The following is an 18139-nucleotide window of genomic DNA, read 5'->3' on the forward strand; positions in this document are numbered from 1 at the left end:
CGCCGGGCGCGCTCGCGGTGGCACCGCAGTACGCCGCGGTACACGCCCCAGGTGTGCGGGCGCTTAATTCCTGTTGAATGGCGGACATTTAACGACGTGGTGGCCGGAAATGCAGAGTGCGGTTCACGGATCCCCACCCGTGAACCGCACTCTGTCAACCGCGCCGAGCACGGAGCCGCCACCTACGCCCACCGCCGCCAGAGCCTGTGAAGCCCCCCACGGTCTTCGCAGAATCTTTCCGGTTGGCCCGGTGTCGTGCCCGACGAGGTACAGCTTTTCGTCCCCGGGGCCCCTTCCGCGAGGCCTTTCAACTGTGGCTGAAAGGCCCGTGGTCACGGGCAGTGACGGGAGGCATACTCAGTCGAGTCGGTCGGGGGATCAATTGCGGATGCAACACAAGGCAACAGGTTGCAACACAGTGGACAGGTGGGGTTTCGGTGCTGCGCATTCATTTCACCGGCGAGGATCTGGCCCGGCTCCGTATGGCGCCGGGTCCTGACACGCTGTGGGAAACGATTCTCAGCTTTCACCGCTTAAGGGACCGGCGGGGCGCCTCCGTATTCGGCGAATGGCGACAGGAAACTCGCGGCCGGTTGAGCGGAGAAACGCGATTGCTCTCCGCGATCGTTCCGTGTCGGGGATATTTCCCCGACTTTCTCACGCCGCCCAGGGGCCCGCATTCCCTGGAGACCGGACTGGAACGAATTCGCGAGACCGGACCCGAGCGGCTGCACGCCGAACTCTCCCGGCTCCCCGCAGGACGCCCGACCACCGGCTGGGCGGCCTCGCTCGCGGACGGCTGCACCGCCCAACTCGGCCGCCTCGCCGACGCGTTGGCCGCCTACCACCAGGCGGCCGTCTCCCCGTACTGGGCGCACATACAGACCCGCGTCGACGCCGACCGGGCGGCCCGCGGCCGGGCCCTGCTCGACGGCGGCGCCGACGAACTCCTCGCCTCGCTGCCGCCGATGCTGCGCTGGCGCGCGCCCGTCCTGGAGGCCGACTACCCGGTCGACCGCGAGCTCCACCTGGACGGGCGGGGGCTGCTCCTGCAGCCCTCCTTCTTCTGCCGCCGCACCCCGGTCGCCCTCCAGGACCCGAAGCTGCCGCCCGTGCTGGTCTACCCGGTGACGCACACCCAGGCGCCGTACGAGTCCCCGCCGGGCCCCGACCGCGGCACCTCGCTCGGCCGGCTCGTCGGCCACACCCGCTCCAGCGTGCTCCAGTCCATCGGCAACGGCTGCACCACCAGCGAACTCGCCCGCAGGGCAGGTGTTTCCCTCGCCTCCGCCAGCCAGCACGCGGGCGTCCTGCGCGACGCCGGGCTCCTGGTCACGCTGCGGCACGGCAACTCCGTATTGCATACGCTGACCCCGCTCGGCTCCGCGCTGCTGTGCGGCGGGACCCCGCGCGTGCCGCGGCCGCGTCAGTCGTCGATCCCCGAGCGCTCCACGCCGGCCACGATGTAGCGCTGGAGCAGCAGGAAGACCAGGACCAGCGGGACGATCGAGACGGCCGCGGCGACGAACAGCTCGTGCAGGTTGACCACCTGGGCGGTGGTGAAGGTGGAGAGCGCCACCTGCACCGTCCAGGCGTCCCGGTCCTGGCCGATGACCAGCGGCCAAAGAAAGGAATTCCAGGCGCCGATGAACACAATGGTGCCGACGGCCGCGAAGACCGGGCGCGCATTGGGCACGACGATCCTCCAGTACGTACGCCAATATCCAAGTCCGTCGACGCGGGCCGCATCCTCCAACTCACGTGGAAATCCCGTGAAGAACTGGCGAAAGATGAAGCACGCGAAGCCGGAGAACAACGTGGGGACGATCAGGCCGCGCAAGCTCGACACCCAGCCGAGGGACGAAACAAGAACGAAACTTGGTACGAACGTGACCGCCGCAGGAACCATCAGCGTGCCGATCACCGCGTAGAAGACCTGGTTGGCGAAGCGGTACGGGATGCGCGCGAGACCGTACCCCGCGAGCGAGGCGAACAGCAGGGTGCCCGCCGTCGTGGCGACGGCGATCAGCGCCGAGTTGAGCAGCGAGCGGGCCATCGGGACCGCCGGGTCGTCGAAGAGCTCGCGCACGTTCGACCAGCGCAGGGCCGAGGGGAAGAACGTCCAGCCGGGCGAGGTGATGTCCTGCTCGGCGGCCAGGCCGTTGCGGACCAGCAGGTAGAAGGGGACCAGGAACAGCAGGGCGAGCGCGGCCAGGATCACCCACCGCAGGGCGCGGCCGACCCGTACGAGCGCCTCGTCGGGGCGGGTCCTGTGCGGCGCTGTCATCAGTCGGCCTCCTTCCTGCCCAGGCCGAACCAGCGGGCCTGGAACACCGTCACCACCGCGATGATCAGCGCGAGGATCACCGCGCCCGCGCTGCCCATCCCCAGGTTCTGCCCCTGGCCCAGCGCCGTGTAGTAGAGGTAGACGAGCGGCGGGCGGGCGTAGGGCGGGTAGCCGCGGGCGTCGGACAGCAGGTTGTAGAACTCGTCGAACGCCTGGAACGCGTTGATCACCAGGAGCAGCACCACCGCGATCGAGGTGGTGCGCAGCTGGGGAAACGTGATGTGCCGGAACACCTGCCAGCCGGGCCGGGCGCCGTCGACCGCGGCCGCCTCGTACAGCCGCGGGCTGATCCGCTGGAGCCCGGCCAGGAACAGGATCATGTAGAACCCGGCCTGGAGCCACAGCCGTACGGTCACGATCACCAGCCAGTACCAGGGCGGATGCGTCGTCGACAGCCAGGCCGTCTGATCTGCGCCGAACCAGCCGAGCACGGTGTTGGCGAGCCCGAACCGCACCCCGTTGAAGATCGACATCTTCCAGATCAGCGCGGCGACCACGTACGAGCAGGCCGCGGGCAGGAAGAACACCGAGCGGAAGAAGGCCTGGAAGCGGTGCACCCGGTTCACCATCAGCGCGAGGCCCAGCGCGAGCGCGTATGTCGCCGGCACGATGAACAGCGAGAACACCGCGAACGTCCCCAGGCTGGACGTGAAGGCGCCGTCGCGCAGCATCGCCGTGTAGTTGTCGAACCCCACGAAGTCGGTCGGCGAGACCGTGTTGTGGGCGTCGAAGAAGCTGAGGTAGACGCTCCACAGCAGCGGGACGTACGTGAAGAGGGCGAGCCCCGCGGCGAACGGGCCGACGAAGATCCAGAACCAGAGGGTGTTGTCCGAAACACGCCGTCGCATGGCCGTCAGCTCTTCTTCACCCGCTGAAGTTCGTCCTTGGTCTTCCGGATGACAGATTTCAACTCACTGTCAGGGCTCGCCCCGTCCTTGATGATCCGGTTCAGCGCATCCTGGTACGCCGTCTGCAGCGTCGGCGTCCACAGCAGGGGCTGGGCGTAGCCGTGGTCCGTCGCGTATGTCACCGCGTCGGCCGCCGCGCCCTGCCGCAGCTTGGCCGCCTTCTTGGCCAGCGAGAGCCGGGCCGGGATGTGGAAGCCGTAGGACAGCGCGAAGTCCTCCTGGAAGTCGGCGCGTTCCACCCACAGCCACTTCACGTACGCCTTCGCCTCGGCCTGGTGCTCGGAGCGCGTGGACACGGCGGCGGCATACGCCCCGACCGGCACCGAGGGCTTCCCGTTCGGGCCGTCCTTGGGGAAGGGCAGCACCCCGAAGTCGTCCCCGAGTGCCTTCTGCACGACGGGCAGCGCCCACAGCCCCGACCACTGCATCGCGGTCAGGCCCTGGACGAAGGCGGAGGGGTCCGACCAGTCGGAGGGCGCGCCGAGCAGCAGCGACTTGTCGGCGTACAGCTGATGCAGCTTGCCCAGGGCGCGGGCGGCGGCCGGGTCGTCGAAGCCCGCTCTGCCGTCGGCGGTGACCAGACTCAGCCCGGCCGCGTACAGCGGCGTACCGCCGAGGACACCCGCCCCGCCGTCGTTGCCGAGGAACAGCCCCTTGACCTTGTTCCGCGTCAACGCCTTGGCCGCGTCCACGAGTTCGTCCAGGGTGGCCGGCGGCAGGACGCCCGCGTCCTTGAGGAGGCTCTTGCGGTAGTAGAGGAACTGCGTGTCGACGACCTGCGGGACGCCCCAGATCTTCCCGTCGTACGTCTTGGGCGCGAGTACGGCCGGGTTGAAGTCGTCCTTCACCCCGTCGAACAGGGCGGTGAGATCGGCGACCTGGCCGCCCTGGATCTGGTCCAGGGTCGGCCCGTTCACCTCGAAGACGTCCGGGCCCGACGACGTGAGCAGCGCGGCGGCCGTCTGCTGGTCGTAGTTGCCCGGCCGCCACTGCACGCTGACCTTCGCCTTGTCGTACGCGGCCGCGTAGCGGCGCACGGCGGCCTCGGTGCCGGCCTCCCCGTACTGGTGGTACCAGTGGCCGAGCGTGACCTTCCCGCCCGGTGAACTCCCTTTGTCCCGGCCGGTGTTGGAGCCGCATGCGGTGAGCACTCCGAGTGCGGCCCCGGTGCCGAGCAGTGTCCGGCGGCTGATCGTCATGGCGTACGCCCCCTGTTCGTCATCCCGCTGTACGCCTCAACGATCAACCATGCAGGGGGATTACGACAGTGGTATTGCGGCGATGTGTCGGCCCGGCCGGATGCGGCCGGCCGGGCCGACGGGAGGGAGGTCAGGCCTCGGCGCGGGCCGCGGCCGGGCCGAGCCGGAAGCGCAGCCGGCAGATCACCGCGTCGGTGTCCTTGCGGACGGCGTGGGCGAGGACGGCGCCGCGCTGGTTCTGCAGCATCCGCTGCCAGATGTGCGCGGGCTCCACCTCCGGTATCAGCACGGTGACCCGGGTGTGCGGGTGGTAGGTGTGGACGCGGCTCACATAGTCGGCGACCGGACGGCCCAGGCTGCGGTGCTGGGAGGTCAGCTCGACCAGCTCCACGCCCGGGTTCCACAGCTCCCAGTCGCGGCGCAGCGCCTCCATGTCGCGCCGGTCCTCCTCGTCGGGGTGGCTCACCGTCACGGCCCGCACCTCGTCGCCCAGGGACACGGCGGCGTTCAGGGCCTCGCAGGTCAGCCGGGACAGGTGCGACACGGGCACGATCACCAACGACCGGTCGCGGCGCGGCGGTTCGGGCACCCGGCCAAGGCCCAGGCGATCCGCGATCCGCCCGTACGCCCGGTGAATCGCCTCGAACGCGAACACCAGGAGCGGCAGCGCGATGACGATCAGCCAGGCGCCCTCGGTGAACTTGGTGGCGGTCACCACGACCGCCGAAACGCCGGTCAGGACCGCGCCGAAGCCGTTGAGGAGGGCCTTCCACCGCCAGCCGGGGGAGCGCTCCTCGCGCCAGTGGATCACCATGCCGGTCTGGCAGATGGTGAAGCCGACGAACACGCCGATCGCGAAGAGCGGGACCAGCGTGTTGGTGTCGCCGCCCGAGAAGACCAGGAGCGCGGCGGACACGGCGGCCAGGGCGAGCACGCCGTGCCGGTGGACCTGGCGGTCGGCCTTCAGACTGAAGACATGCGGCAGATAGTTGTCGCGGGCCAGCAGCGACATGAGGACGGGCAGCCCTCCGAAGGAGGTGTTCGCGGCGAGCGCCAGAAGGATGACGGTGGCGAACTGCACGACGTAGAAGGCCCAGTTGTGGCCGAGGGAGGCGTCCGCGAGCTGGGCGAGCACGGTGACGCCCTCGACCGGCTGGAGGTGGAAACGGCCGATGAGCACCGAGAGGCCGATCAGCATGACCCCGAGCAGCGCGCCGAGCGCCACCTCGGTGCGCTGGGCGCGCTTGGCGGCCGGGGCACGGAAGGACGGCACGGCGTTCGCGACGGCCTCGACACCGGTCAGCGCGGAACACCCGGACGCGAAGGCCTTGAGCAGCAGCAGCGCGCCGACGCTGGTGGCGTTGCCCGCCAGGACGGAGGCGTGCCCGTCGGCGGTGTACGTCGACGCGGGCGACGAGCGGAAGAGACCGACGACGACGATCGCGAGGATCGAGGTGATGAACACCGCGGTCGGGACGATGAACGCCTTCGCCGAGTCGACGATGCCGCGCAGGTTGATGGCGGTGACCAGGACGAGCACGCCGAGGCAGATGACGAGCCGGTCACCGTAGAGACCGGGGAAGGCCGAGGTCAGCGCGGCCACGCCCGCCGTGACGGACACCGCCACGTTCAGCACGTAGTCGAGGATCAGCGAGGCGGCGGCCACCAGGCCGGTGCGGGCGCCCAGGTGGCGGCGGGCCACCGCGTAGGAGCCGCCGCCGTTCGGGAAGGCCGCGATGACCTGCCGGTAGGAGGCGACCAGCACCGCGAGCAGAGCGGCGATGGCCAGCGTCACGGGAAGCGTGAAGCCGAGCCCGTACGCACCAGCCGCGGCCAGGACCAGGACGATCGCCTCCGGGCCGTACGCCACGGAGGCCATCGCGTCGAGGGAGAGAGCGGCGAGCCCCTGCGTGGCGGTCAGCCGGTGCCGGTCGACCGCTCCGGGAGGTTCTTCGGGGGCCGCGTCGCTGACGACGGCTTTCGACGTGGTGAGCATGGGCCCCAGACTGCGACCTGCGCCGCCGGACGCCGACCCGCTTTGGCGCCCCCTTGTCGGAGCGGGCCCGCATCCATACGCCCTCTTGACGGGGGTGGCTCGATGCCGCCTTGTCGCGGCCTGGGGGCTCGCCCGGGCGGTGGTACGTCGGCCGGCTCTGTGGGCGCCCGAAAAATAAACGCGGCACGGCGATGAGTTTTCGCGCGGGCCGCCGTCTACCCCTCGTAAGCAACGCCACCGCCCACGAGGGAGCACGACATGCCCACCATGATCTTCGTCAACCTGCCGGTGAAGGACCTGGACCGCTCGAAGGACTTCTTCGGCAAGCTGGGCTACTCCTTCAACCCCCAGTTCACCGACGAGAACGCCGGCTGTCTGGTCATCAGCGACACGATCTACGCCATGCTGCTGACCGAGCCGTTCTTCAAGGGCTTCACGAAGCGGCAGATCGCCGACACCGCGACGACCGTCGAGTCGATCGTCTGCCTGAGTGCCGACAGCCGCGAGGAGGTCGACCGCCTCGTCGACACCGCGCTCGCCTCCGGCGGCTCGCCCGCCCAGGAGACCATGGAGGAAGGGCCCATGTACGGCCGCTCCTTCCTGGACCCGGACGGGCACCACTGGGAGGTCATGTACATGGACCCGGCCGCGATCAACGGCTGAGCCGGGCCCCGCGAAGGGGCGTCACAGCGCTTCGTACTTCACGCCGGTGAGCTGCTCCGAAGCCACCCACAGGCGCTCACCGGCGACGTCGTCCAGCGTCCACCTGGCCCGCCAGGACCTGGCTGGCGCGCCGCGCCACATCATCAGGGACGGGCCCGTGAACGAGTCGGGCCGCACCCCGGGCGCGGTCGCCGCGTACAGCGTGGGCAGCGCGCCGACCTCGGCGGGCTGCGCCATGATGCGGTTGCCGAACTCGACGATCCGCTCGGCGGCCCGGCGGCCCTCCATCCGTACGGCCCGCGTCTGGAGGTTGGTCGCGGCATACCCGGGGTGCGCGGCCGCCGCGACGATCTCCGAGCCCGCCGCCCGCAGCCGCCGCGCGAGCTCGTGGATGAAGAGCAGGTTCGCCGACTTGGACCGCCCGTACACGATCCAACGCCGGTAGCGGCGCTCGCTGTTGAGATCGCCGATATCGATATTGGCCAGCGCGTGCATCCCGCTGGACACGCTCACCACCCGCGCCGCCCCGGCCGCCCGCAGCCGGGGCAGCAGCAGCCCGGTGAGCGCGAAGTGCCCGAGGTGGTTGACGCCGAACTGCGTCTCGAACCCGTCGGCGGTCTTCCCATAGGGGAGCGCCATCACGCCCGCGTTGTTGACGAGCAGATCGAGTTGTTCGTACGGGAACTTCGCGGCGAACTCCCGCACCGAGGCGAGATCGGCCAGATCCAGCTGCCTGAACTCGGCCTCCGCGCCCGGCACTTCGCTTCTGATGTGGTCCTCGGCCGCCCGGCCGCGCGCCTCGCTGCGGCAGGCGAGCACCACCCGTGCGCCACGGCGGGCCAGCTCCCGCGCCGTGACCAGACCGATGCCGCTGTTCGCCCCGGTGACGACGGCCGTGCGGCCGCTCTGATCGGGGATGTCCTGAGCACTCCAGCCCTGAGTCATGCACCCACCGTACCGATGGGTATGCCTGGTGGGCAGGGTGGGGATGCGGTGGCGTACGGGTCAGGCGGAGGCGCCGCCGTCGATGACGAGGTCCGCGCCGACGACCGAGGCGGCGTCGTCGGAGGCCAGGTACAGCACGGCCGCCGCGGCCTCGGCCGTGGTCGAGACCCGGCCGAGCGGCTGCTCCGCCTTCATGCGGGTCGCCCGCTCGGCCTCGGTCTCGCCGGGGCGCAGCGACATGGTGGTGTCGATGGGGCCCGGGCTCACCGCGTTGATCCGCACCCCGTCCTGGATGTGGTCGAGGGCGGCGCCCCTGGTCAGCGCGCTGACGGCGGCCTTGGACGCGGCGTACGCGGCGACGCCGGGCTGGCGGCTGTGGGCGCCCAGGTTGGAGGAGATGTTGACGATGGCGCCGCCGGACTCCTGGGTGCGCATGTGGGCGATCTCGGCCTGGAGCGCGTAGAGGACGCCGGTGACGTTGACAGATATCAGCGTCTGCCAGTCACTCTCCGACAGCTCGGCTATGGGGGCGCCGCCGCGGAAGATCCCGGCGTTGTTGACCGCCACGTCGAGGGAGCCGAACCGTTCGACCACGTCGGCCACCAGGCCGCGCACGGCGGCGGACTCGGACACATCGGCGGTGAACGCGGCCGCCGTGCCGCCCCCCTCCGCGATCAGGGCGACGGTTTCGTCGAGGGTCGCGGCCGTACGCCCGGCGACGGCGACCCGAGCCCCCTCGGCGGCGAAGGCGAGCGCGACGGCCCGGCCGAGTCCGGAACCGGCGCCGGTGACGAGAACGGTCTTGTGCGCGAAACGAGCAGACATATTCTTGACCAATCGTTCTGTTATGAGGGTATGCGTGAGCCGGGTCGGCGGCGCGGGCCATCGCCCAGTGGTCAGTCCAGGACCGTCAGAATCTGTTCGGCCGCGTCCCGCACCCGCCCCGGCTCGCCCGACGCCTTGCCGACGATCCGTACTCCCTGGAGGAAGACGAGGAGCATCCGGGCGAGCCCGCGCGGATCGCGGTCCGCCGCCAGTTCGCCCTGCGCCCGGGCCCGTACGAGCGCGGAGTGCAGCAGGGTCTCGATGTGCTCCCAGCTGAGCTCGACGCGGCGGGCCGCGGCGCTGTCGTGCGGGGCCAGTTCGGCGGCGGTGTTGGTGACGAAACAGCCGCTCAGGCGGGATGCGCCGGCCGTCGACTCGGCGGCGAAGCGCCGCACCACCGCGCATACGGCGGGCAGTGCGGGGCCGGGCCCCGACAGCTCTGCGAGCAGTTCGGGGTCGCGGTGCTCCGCGTAGCGGTCCAGCGCCTTCAGGTACAGCTCGTGCTTGTTCCCGAACGTCGCGTAGATGCTGGCGCGGCCGATGCCGAGGTGCTCGACGAGGTCCGCCATCGACGTCGCCTCGTAGCCGCGCCGCCAGAACAGCTCAAGGGCTGACTGGAGTGCGGCGTCGGGGTCGAATTCCTTGGTCCTGGCCACATGGCGACAGTAGAACTAACTGGAACGATCGGTCAAATAAGTCTGGACGGCCTGTGCCTCGTCGTCGAGGCAGGCCCCCGTCTCCAGGTCGAAGCGGTGTTTGAGGAGCGGGGACGCGACATAGGGGCGGCCCTCCGGAGTGGAGCCGAGCAGTCCGCGGGAGAGGACGTAGGCGCCGGTGAACGGGTCGCGGTTGTCGATCGCGTACGTACGGCCGCGGCGGTCGATGAAGACGGCGGCCTGGCGGCCGTCGGGGAGCAGGGCCGCGACCCCGCGCCCGGGGGTCAGGCGGGCGGCCTCGCAGACCTCGAACCAGCCTTCGTCCATCCGGAGTTGGATCATCGTCATCGGGTGGCTCCCAGGGTGAGAAGGGGCAGCTCGGGCTTGATCTGGTCGCGCTCGGGGACGAACCGGACCGACGGGTCGGGTGCGCCGGGCGCGTTCACGAAGGACACGAAGCGGGCGAGCCGCTCGGGGTCGTCGAGGGTCTCGGCCCACTCGTCGCGGTAGCCCGCCACGTGCGCGGCCATCAGGGCCTCCAACTCGGCGCAGATCCCGAGCGAGTCGTTCACCACCACGTCCTTGATGTGGTTCAGGCCGCCCTCGATCCGCTCCAGCCAGACCGAGGTGCGCTCCAGGCGGTCGGCGGTGCGGATGTAGAACATCAGGAATCTGTCGATCAGACGGACAAGTTCGTCATCCGTCAGGTCCTGGGCCAGCAGATCGGCGTGGCGGGGGGTCGCGCCGCCGTTGCCGCCGACGTACAGGTTCCAGCCGTTGGCCGTGGCGATCACGCCGAAGTCCTTCGACTGGGCCTCGGCGCACTCGCGGGCGCAGCCGGACACCGCCGACTTCAGCTTGTGCGGCGAGCGCAGACCCCGGTAGCGCAGCTCCAGGTCGATCGCCATCCGCACCGAGTCCTGCACCCCGTAACGGCACCAGGACCGCCCCACGCACGACTTGACCGTCCGCAGCGACTTCCCGTACGCGTGCCCGGACTCGAAGCCCGCGTCCACCAACCGGGTCCAGATGGACGGGAGTTGGTCGACGCGCGCCCCGAAGAGGTCGATGCGCTGACCGCCGGTGATCTTCGTGTAGAGACCGAAGTCCCGCGCCACCTCGCCGATCACGATGAGCTTGTCCGGGGTGATCTCGCCGCCCGGGATGCGCGGCACGATCGAATACGAGCCGTTGCGCTGCAAGTTGGCCAGGAAATGATCGTTGGTGTCCTGAAGTGCGGCCTGCTCGCCGTCCAGGATGTGACCGTTTCCGAGGCCGGCCAGGATCGAGGCGATCGCCGGCTTGCAGATCTCGCAGCCCTCGCCGCCCCGCGCCTGAGCGCGCCCGTGCCCGTCGAGGAGCTCGGTGAACGAGCCGATGCGCAGCGCGAGCGCGATCTCGTACAGCTCCTGGCGGGTCTGCGCGAAGCAGCCGCACAGGCCGCCGTCGCCGGACTTCGGGAGCAGCATGCCGATGGTCTTGACGCAACTGCCGCAGCCCGTACCGGCCTTGGTGCACTTCTTGACCTCGGGCAGCGAGGAGCACGCGGCGATCGCGCCCTTGGTCACGTTGTGGCAGGAGCAGATGACCGCGTCGTCGGGCAGCGCCTCCGGGCCGAGCGCGGCCGGCGCGCCGAGCCCGGCCGGCAGGACCAACTGCTCGGGGGAGACCGGCGGAACGTGCCCGGTGAGTGGCCGCAGCGTGCCGTACGCGTCGGCGTCGCCGACCAGGACGCCGCCGAGCAGCACGCCCTCGGACGACACGACCAGCTTCTTGTAGATCCCGGAACGCGAGTCCGAGTAGACGACGTCGAGGCAGTCGTCGGCCGTGCCGTGCGCGTCGCCGAACGACGCCACATCCACGCCGAGCAGCTTCAACTTCGTCGACAAGTCGGCACCGGTGAAGGCGCGTCCGGTGCCGGCGGCGATCGCGTCGGCCGCCGTCTGAGCCATGTCGTAGCCGGGCGCGACCAGGCCGTACACCCGGCCGTCCGAGGCGAGCGCGCACTCGCCGATCGCGAACACCGCGGGGTCGCTGGTGCGGCACTGCTCGTCGACGGCGATGCCGCCGCGCTCGCCCACCGCGAGGCCGCAGTCGCGGGCCAGCTGGTCGCGCGGGCGGACACCGGCGGAGAAGACCACCAGGTCGGTCGACAGATGTGAGCTGTCGGAAAGTGTCATTCCATTGACGCGGCCCTCTTCGCCGGCCGTGATCTCCTGCGTGCCGACACCCGTGTGCACGGTGAGGCCCATGTTCTCGATGGTGCGAAGCAGCGCCGCGCCGCCGCCCTCGTCGACCTGCACCGGCATCAGCCGGGGCGCGAACTCCACGATGTGCGTGTCCAGGCCGAGCCCGCGCAGCGCACCGGCCGCCTCCAGGCCGAGCAGCCCGCCGCCCACCACCGCGCCGGTCCTGGCGGTCTTCGCGTACTCCTCGATGGCGAGCAGGTCCTCGATCGTCCGGTACACGAAACAGCCCGGGGTGTCCTTGCCGGGCACCGGCGGCACGAACGGGTACGAGCCGGTGGCCAGGACGAGCGTGTCGTACGCGAAGGTCCGCCCCGAGCGGGCGGTGACCGTGCGCGCGGCCCGGTCGACCGACTCGGCGGGATCGTCCACGTACAGCTCTATCTCGTGCTGCCGCATGAAGCCGTCGGGTACGAGGCTGAGTTCGTCGGGCGTCCTCCCCTCGAAGTACGAGGTGAGGTGGACGCGGTCGTAGGCGGGGCGGGGCTCCTCGCACAGCACGACCACCCGGGTCCGCCCGGTCGCGCCGCGCTCGGCGAGCGCCTCCAGGAAGCGCTGGCCGACCATGCCGTGGCCGACGACCACGATCGTGGAAAGGTGTTCGGTGGACACGTCAGGAACCTCCGTCGTGGGTGAGCAGGTGGAGCAGGGGCGTGTCCGGTACGGGCTCGTCGCCCTCCCAGGTCCGGGCGAGCGCCCCGACCGCGCCGAGATCGCCGAGGAGCACGCCCCCGACCAGGCGGTCGCCGCGCACGACGACCTTGCGGTAGGCACCCCGGGTCGCGTCCGCGAGATGGGCCACGTCGTCGCCGGGGCGGGGCGTGGGCTCGCCGAACGCGGCGAGGTCCAGGGGGCGCGGGCCGCCGAGCGTGAGCCGGGTCAGACCGCGCGTCCCGGAGTAGGAGCCGCGCCCGGTGGCCAGCAAGGCGCCCAGCGCGTCCGCCTGTTCGAGCGCCGGTCCCGCGAGCCCGTACACCGTTCCGCGATGCTCGGCGCAGTCGCCGACGGCATGGATGTACGGGTCCGAGGTGCGCAGCTCGTCGTCGACGACCACGCCCTGGCGGACGTCGAGCCCGGCGGCCAGCGCAAGGCCGGTGCGGGGGCGGACCCCGGTGGCGAGGACGACGAGTTCGGCGCCGAGCACGAATCCGTCGGCGAGCTCGACGTCGGTGCCGGCAGGACCGGTGAGGCCGCGCACCCGGCACTCGGTGTGCACCTCCACACCGAGAAGTTCGAGATGGGTACGCACCAACGCCGAAGCAGCGACGTCTAGTTGACGTTCCATCAGGTGCTCGCCCTGCTGGGCGAGGACGACCTGGGCACCGCACTCGGCGAGCGCCCGCGCGGCCATCACACCGAGCAGCCCGCCCCCGATGACCACCGCACGGGTCCCCTCGCGGGCCTTCTCGCGCAGCGCGAGCGCGTCGTCGAGGGTGCGGAAGGGGTGGACGCCGTCGGGGAGCCGGCCCTCACGCAGGCCCCTGAGCGGCGGGAGCACCGGGTTCGACCCGGTCGCGAGCACGAGGCGCCCGTACGGGACCGCGCTGCCGTCGTCGCAGTGCACCACGCGGGCCGCGCGGTCGATCCGCACCGCCCGCACGCCGCGCCGCACCGGTATGGGGGGCAGCGAGATCACCTCGGGCCCGTACCGCCCGGCGAGCACCTCCGCGAGGAGCACCCGGTTGTACGGTGCGTGCGTTTCCTCGCCGATGACGGTCACCGGGACATGCCGGGCCAGGCGGGCACCCGCCGTGCCGCCGCCGATCACCACGATGTCCGTACTCATGTGCCCAGCGTGCGCGGCGGCTGTTACCCGTCCGCATCCCGCCGATTTCCACCGGGGAACCTTGAGCTCAGCGGGGCGGGGGGTGGGGTGTGAGGGGGAGCGGTGTGCGGGGGCCGATGCTCCAGCCCCTCAGGCTCGGGGGTGGGGTAAACCGAACCACGAAGTTCCGTGCTGGCACGATCGAACCGGGCGGCCGGGGGCGGGAGCCTTGACGCATGGACCTCGCGCAGCGGCATTCCGCACCCACACCTGCACCGGCCCGCCCCGTAGCGGGCCCGGCCGGCGCCGACCGGCACGCCACGCACCGCGGTGCGCCTCGCGTCGGCTGGAGAGGCATCCTCCGGGAGCCGTTCCGGGCCGGGACGTGGCTGCGGCTCGCCTATCTTCTGCTCGCCCTGCCCATCGGCATCCTGTGCGTGCCGATAGCCCTGGTGGGAGGCTCGGCGGGCCGGATCCAGCGCGGGCTCGCCCGGGTGCTGCTCGGAGTGGAGATGCCCGACCCCGGGCGTACGGGGCCGCTCGCCCTGGCCCACGCCGTGATCAGCATGCCGCTCAACCTGATAGCGCTGACCGTGTCGGGCTACTTCTGGACGGTCGTCGTCATGAACGTGGCCTATCCGCTGCGGGGCGGCGACACGAGCCAGTCGTGGGGCGGCCCCACGATGGCCGGCGCGTGGGCGGTGCACGGCATAGGCGGCGGGCTGTCCTTCCTGCTCATCACGCCCTGGGTGATGAAGGGCTTCACCGCGCTGCAGGCCCGCCTGGTCAAGGGCTTCCTCGGCGCCGACCGCACCGGGCTCCTGAAGACCACCGGGATCGCCCTCGCCGTCGCCGCGGTCTGCGCCATCCTGTCCATACCGGTGATCCACCAGCTCTGATCAGCGGCTCTAGGGTTGTTCCTCATGCACCGCCTGCGTCTTCCGGGCTCCATGGAGTTCCCCTACCGGCGAGACCGGCTCGGCCCGATCGGCCGCGCCGCGCTCTACTCGCTCATCGCGCTGCCGCTCGCACTGACCGGACTGGCCCTGGTCGTCGCGGTCCTGCTGATCGGCGCGGTGCTGTCGTGGACGGCGCTGGGGCTCTGGCTCATCGCCGCGGCCGTCCGCGGGGCCCTGGCCCTCGGAGACCTCCAACGAGCCCTGGCCAAACACCTGTTGGGGCTTGAGATCGACCCGCCGGTGCGGGCGGAGACGAGCGGAGTCTTCGACTGGCGGCGCTCGGTGCTGGGCGGCCGGTCAGGATGGCGGGCGGTGGGCTGCGCCCTGACGGCCCCGCTGACGGCCCTGCTGGCCCTGGGCTCCGTATACATCGGCTTTGTGCACGGAGTGCTTCTGACCCTGTATCCGGTGCTCAAGCGCTGGAACTACTTCACGATCCGGGAGCCCGACGGTTCCGTACGGCATGTGGGAATGGAGGTGGGCGGAGTGGAGCTCGACAGCTGGCCCCGCTGGCTGCTGCCCTTCGCCGTCGGGCTGCTCCTCCTGTACGCGGCACCGTGGCTGGTCCGCCATGCCCTCACCCCGCACCGGCTGCTGCTCACCGCGCTGCTCGGGCCGGACCGTGCGGACCAGCGCATCCGCACCCTGGAGGAGACCCGCGCCCAGGCCGTCGACGACGCGGCCGCCACCCTGCGCCGGATCGAGCGCGACCTCCACGACGGGACGCAGGCCCGCCTGGTGGGTCTGGGCATGCACCTCACGATGATCCGCGAACTGGTGGCGGGCGGCGCCGGGCAGGACCGGATCCTGAAGGTCGTCGAGACTGCACAGGGCAATGCCAAGCAGGCCGTGGCCGACCTGCGCCATCTGGTCAAGGGAATCCACCCGCCCGTGCTCGACCAGGGGCTCGACACCGCCCTTGCCACCCTCGCGGCGGACAGCGCCCTGCCGGTCCGGGTTAGCTGCGGGATCGAGGGCAGACCGAGCCCGGCCGTCGAGTCCATCGCCTACTTCTGCACGGCGGAACTCCTGGCCAACGCGGCCAAGCACAGCGGAGCTTCGCAGGTGACGGTCACGGTGCACGGCGCGGCGAAGATCCTGCTGCTCACCGTCCAGGACAACGGGCGCGGAGGAGCGGTGGTCGGCGCGGGCAGCGGACTGGCCGGCCTGCGGGCCCGGGTCCGTACCGTCGACGGCTCCCTGACCTGCGACAGCCCACCCGGAGGGCCTACGGTGGTGAGCGTGGTGATGCCCTTCAGATGAGCAGCCACCTCGCTGTCCCAACACCGGGAACTCTGAACACCGGGAACTCTGAAACAACTAGAACAGGGCGGGTCATTCATGCGGGTCGTCATCGCCGAGGATTCCGCGATTCTGCGCGACGGGCTCGTCCAGCTCCTGGAGTTGCGCGGGGTGGAGGTGGCGGCGGCCGTGGGGGACGCGGAGGCGCTGCTCGTCGCCGTCGCCGAGCACCGGCCGGACGCGGCGGTGGTGGACATCCGGCTGCCGCCGACACAGACCGACGAAGGGCTGCGGGCGGCCGTGCAGATCCGCCGCACGGCGCCGGGTACCGGGGTGCTGATCTTCTCGCAGTATGTGGAGACCAAGTACGCGGCGCAGCTCGTCGGGGACGGCGGGGCGGGGGTGGGCTATCTGCTCAAGGAACGGGTGGTGGACATCGGGGAGTTCGTGAACGCCCTGGAGCGGGTGGCGGCGGGTGGCACCGCGCTCGACCCGGAGGTGGTGGCCCAGCTGTTCGGGGCGAGCCGGAGAGCCGCCGCGCTCGACACGCTCACCCCGCGCGAGCGGGAAGTGCTCGGGCTGATGGCGGAGGGCCGCACCAACCACGCCATCGCCGGGTCGTTCGGGGTGTCGGAGCGGGCGGTGGAGAAACACATCGCGAACATCTTCGCCAAGCTGGACCTGCCGCCCTCCGAGTCGGGCCACCGCCGGGTGCTCGCCGTACTGCGTTACCTGGACCGGCAAGGCGGCTGAGGGCAGCTGAAGGCGGCTGGCACCCGGGTCGGGGGAGGGCCGGCTTAATCGGTGGTCAGCCCATCCTCAAGGGCGCCTTAAGGATCCCGGATCCGCCTCTGACCAGGGCCTTTCGCCGGCTGCTCCGACCTAGGCTGCCGAGCGTGACGATCGAGGTCACCGACCCGCAGCTTGCCGCGTACCCAGCCCTGTCCGCCTATCTCGCCCACCAGTCCCAACAGGAGCCTGTGGCACCTCGGTCGGGGCTCGCGCCGGAATTCATCCCCACAACCCCGGCCAGCGCCGGGAACCGGGCCGCAGCGCCCGTGCCCGTCGATGTGCGGCCCCTGCGGATCCGGCCGAAGGTCATGCGGCGGGGGATCGTCGGCGGGGCCGGGGCCGTGGGGTTGCTGTGGGGCGCCCAGGCCGAGCCGTCCGCGCGCCTGGACGCGCTCTTCGGGAGCGGGGCCCATCTGTCGGGGCTGCTCGCCGGTTACGGAATCCTGGTGATGCTGCTGCTCATGGCCCGGGTTCCCGCCGTCGAGCATGGCGTCGGCGCCGACCGGCTCGCCCGCTGGCACTCGCTGGGCGGGCGCTACGTACTGAGCCTCGTCGGCGCGCACGTGGTGCTCGCGCTTTGCGGATACGCCGCCCACAGCGGCACCGATCTGCTGAGTTCGGCGGCGCAGCTGCTCGGCTACGGGGGGATCCTGGCCGCAGCGTTCGGGACGTTCGCGCTGGTGGTCGCGGGGGTCAGCTCGGTGCGGGCGGCCCGGGCGCGGATGTCGCAGGAGACCTGGCGTGCCCTGCACTTCCTCACCTACCTCGGCGCCGCGCTCGCCTTCGCCCACCAAATGGTCGGCCCCGATGTGTCCGGCAGCCCGCTCACCGTGTGGGCCTGGGCGATGCTGCACGCCACCGTCGCCGTGCTGATCGTCTGGTACCGGGGCGTCGTCCCCGTACGGCAGGCGCTGCGCCACGCGCTCCATGTCGTCGAGGTGCGCGACGAGAGCCCGGACGTCGTCTCCGTCGTGATGCGCGGGACCGGGCTCGACGCGCTGCGCGCCGAACCCGGGCAGTTCCTGCGCTGGCGGTTCGTGCAGCGCAGGCTGTGGCACACTTCGCTGCCGTTCTCGCTGTCCGCGCCGGTCAGGGACGACACCCTGCGGATCACCGTCAAGGCGCTCGGTGTGCACAGCCGGCGGATCCGGCGGCTGCGGCCGGGCACGCGGGTCCTTGCGACCGGACCGTTCGGGGCGATGACCGCGCACCGCCGCACCCGCCGCAAGGTGCTGCTCCTGGCCGGCGGGGTCGGGATCACGCCGATGCGGGTCCTCTTCGAGACGCTGCCCGCCGCGCCCGGCGACCTCACCCTGCTCTATCGGGCGAGCAACGCCGCCCAGTTGGTGCTGAGCGACGAACTGGAGGCCATCGCCGGACGGCGAGGGGCCGCGCTGCACTACCTCCTCGGCCCGTCCGACGCGTCGTTCGACCCGCTCGCGCCGCAGGCCCTGCGCAACCTCGTCCCCGACCTGGCCGAGCACGACGTCTATCTGTGCGGCCCCGGCCCCATGGCCGACGCCGCGGCCGCCTCGCTCATCAAGGCAGGGGTGCCCGAACAGCACATCCACACCGAGCAGTTCAGCTTCTGACCCC

Annotated in this window: 16 protein-coding genes; 6 read left to right on the forward strand and 10 right to left on the reverse strand. The window is 71.1% G+C overall.

Going from position 1 to position 18139, the window contains the following annotated elements; all coding sequences use genetic code 11:
* Positions 1 to 437: 437 nt before the first annotated feature.
* Positions 438 to 1469, forward strand: a complete 1032-nt coding sequence (locus ACSHXC_RS26480) for an ArsR/SmtB family transcription factor (RefSeq protein ID WP_438293985.1) — start codon at positions 438 to 440, stop codon at positions 1467 to 1469.
* Here ACSHXC_RS26480 and ACSHXC_RS26485 read toward each other — a convergent pair.
* The 4 genes from ACSHXC_RS26485 to ACSHXC_RS26500 all read right to left on the reverse strand — a co-directional run bounded on the left by ACSHXC_RS26485 (position 1427) and on the right by ACSHXC_RS26500 (position 6450).
* Complete coding sequence (locus ACSHXC_RS26485) at positions 1427 to 2287, reverse strand: carbohydrate ABC transporter permease (RefSeq protein ID WP_438293986.1); 861 nt, start codon at positions 2285 to 2287, stop codon at positions 1427 to 1429. The genes ACSHXC_RS26480 and ACSHXC_RS26485 overlap by 43 nt on opposite strands.
* Positions 2287 to 3195: a carbohydrate ABC transporter permease gene (locus ACSHXC_RS26490; protein ID WP_438293987.1), complete on the reverse strand. Its 909-nt coding sequence runs from the start codon at positions 3193 to 3195 to the stop codon at positions 2287 to 2289. Before ACSHXC_RS26490 ends, ACSHXC_RS26485 begins: the two co-directional genes overlap by 1 nt.
* Before the next feature lie 5 nt (positions 3196 to 3200).
* Complete coding sequence (locus ACSHXC_RS26495; protein WP_438293988.1) at positions 3201 to 4454, reverse strand: ABC transporter substrate-binding protein; 1254 nt, start codon at positions 4452 to 4454, stop codon at positions 3201 to 3203.
* 130 nt (positions 4455 to 4584) lie between these two features.
* Positions 4585 to 6450, reverse strand: coding sequence for an APC family permease (locus ACSHXC_RS26500; RefSeq protein ID WP_438293989.1), 1866 nt, complete (start codon positions 6448 to 6450; stop codon positions 4585 to 4587).
* A gap of 258 nt (positions 6451 to 6708) precedes the next feature.
* Here ACSHXC_RS26500 and ACSHXC_RS26505 point away from each other — a divergent pair, with 258 nt between their 5' ends.
* Positions 6709 to 7113, forward strand: coding sequence for a VOC family protein (locus ACSHXC_RS26505; RefSeq protein WP_438293990.1), 405 nt, complete (start codon positions 6709 to 6711; stop codon positions 7111 to 7113).
* Between the two features lie 21 nt (positions 7114 to 7134).
* Here the strand turns inward: ACSHXC_RS26505 and ACSHXC_RS26510 are convergent, their stop codons facing one another.
* The 6 genes from ACSHXC_RS26510 to ACSHXC_RS26535 all read right to left on the reverse strand — a co-directional run bounded on the left by ACSHXC_RS26510 (position 7135) and on the right by ACSHXC_RS26535 (position 13571).
* Positions 7135 to 8058 carry an oxidoreductase gene (locus tag ACSHXC_RS26510; RefSeq protein WP_438293991.1) on the reverse strand — a complete coding sequence of 308 codons (924 nt, stop codon included), beginning with the start codon at positions 8056 to 8058 and terminating at the stop codon, positions 7135 to 7137.
* A gap of 60 nt (positions 8059 to 8118) precedes the next feature.
* A complete protein-coding gene (locus ACSHXC_RS26515) occupies positions 8119 to 8883 on the reverse strand; it encodes an SDR family NAD(P)-dependent oxidoreductase (RefSeq protein ID WP_438293992.1) in 765 nt (254 codons plus the stop codon).
* A 71-nt stretch (positions 8884 to 8954) separates the two neighbouring features.
* Positions 8955 to 9539 carry a TetR/AcrR family transcriptional regulator gene (locus tag ACSHXC_RS26520; protein WP_438293993.1) on the reverse strand — a complete coding sequence of 195 codons (585 nt, stop codon included), beginning with the start codon at positions 9537 to 9539 and terminating at the stop codon, positions 8955 to 8957.
* 15 nt (positions 9540 to 9554) lie between these two features.
* Positions 9555 to 9887: a nitrite reductase small subunit NirD gene (gene nirD, locus ACSHXC_RS26525; protein ID WP_438293994.1), complete on the reverse strand. Its 333-nt coding sequence runs from the start codon at positions 9885 to 9887 to the stop codon at positions 9555 to 9557.
* Positions 9884 to 12352, reverse strand: a complete 2469-nt coding sequence (gene nirB / locus ACSHXC_RS26530) for a nitrite reductase large subunit NirB (protein WP_438296837.1) — start codon at positions 12350 to 12352, stop codon at positions 9884 to 9886. The genes nirD and nirB overlap by 4 nt, the downstream gene beginning before the upstream one ends.
* A gap of 46 nt (positions 12353 to 12398) precedes the next feature.
* Complete coding sequence (locus tag ACSHXC_RS26535) at positions 12399 to 13571, reverse strand: NAD(P)/FAD-dependent oxidoreductase (protein WP_438293995.1); 1173 nt, start codon at positions 13569 to 13571, stop codon at positions 12399 to 12401.
* 215 nt (positions 13572 to 13786) lie between these two features.
* Here ACSHXC_RS26535 and ACSHXC_RS26540 point away from each other — a divergent pair, with 215 nt between their 5' ends.
* From ACSHXC_RS26540 to ACSHXC_RS26555, 4 genes are all read left to right on the forward strand, one after another.
* The gene (locus ACSHXC_RS26540; protein WP_438293996.1) at positions 13787 to 14449 is read left to right on the forward strand and encodes a hypothetical protein; all 663 of its coding nucleotides are present in this window, start codon (positions 13787 to 13789) and stop codon (positions 14447 to 14449) included.
* 24 nt (positions 14450 to 14473) lie between these two features.
* A complete protein-coding gene (locus ACSHXC_RS26545; RefSeq protein WP_438293998.1) occupies positions 14474 to 15772 on the forward strand; it encodes a sensor histidine kinase in 1299 nt (432 codons plus the stop codon).
* Positions 15773 to 15850: 78 nt separating this feature from the next.
* Entirely contained in the window at positions 15851 to 16504 is a 654-nt protein-coding gene (locus ACSHXC_RS26550) for a LuxR C-terminal-related transcriptional regulator (RefSeq protein ID WP_438293999.1), read from the forward strand.
* A 143-nt stretch (positions 16505 to 16647) separates the two neighbouring features.
* Positions 16648 to 18135 carry a ferredoxin reductase family protein gene (locus tag ACSHXC_RS26555; protein ID WP_438294000.1) on the forward strand — a complete coding sequence of 496 codons (1488 nt, stop codon included), beginning with the start codon at positions 16648 to 16650 and terminating at the stop codon, positions 18133 to 18135.
* Positions 18136 to 18139 lie beyond the last annotated feature (4 nt).

Origin of the sequence: Streptomyces sp. HUAS TT7 (assembly GCF_051550175.1) — a bacterium.
Classification (GTDB): domain Bacteria; phylum Actinomycetota; class Actinomycetes; order Streptomycetales; family Streptomycetaceae; genus Streptomyces.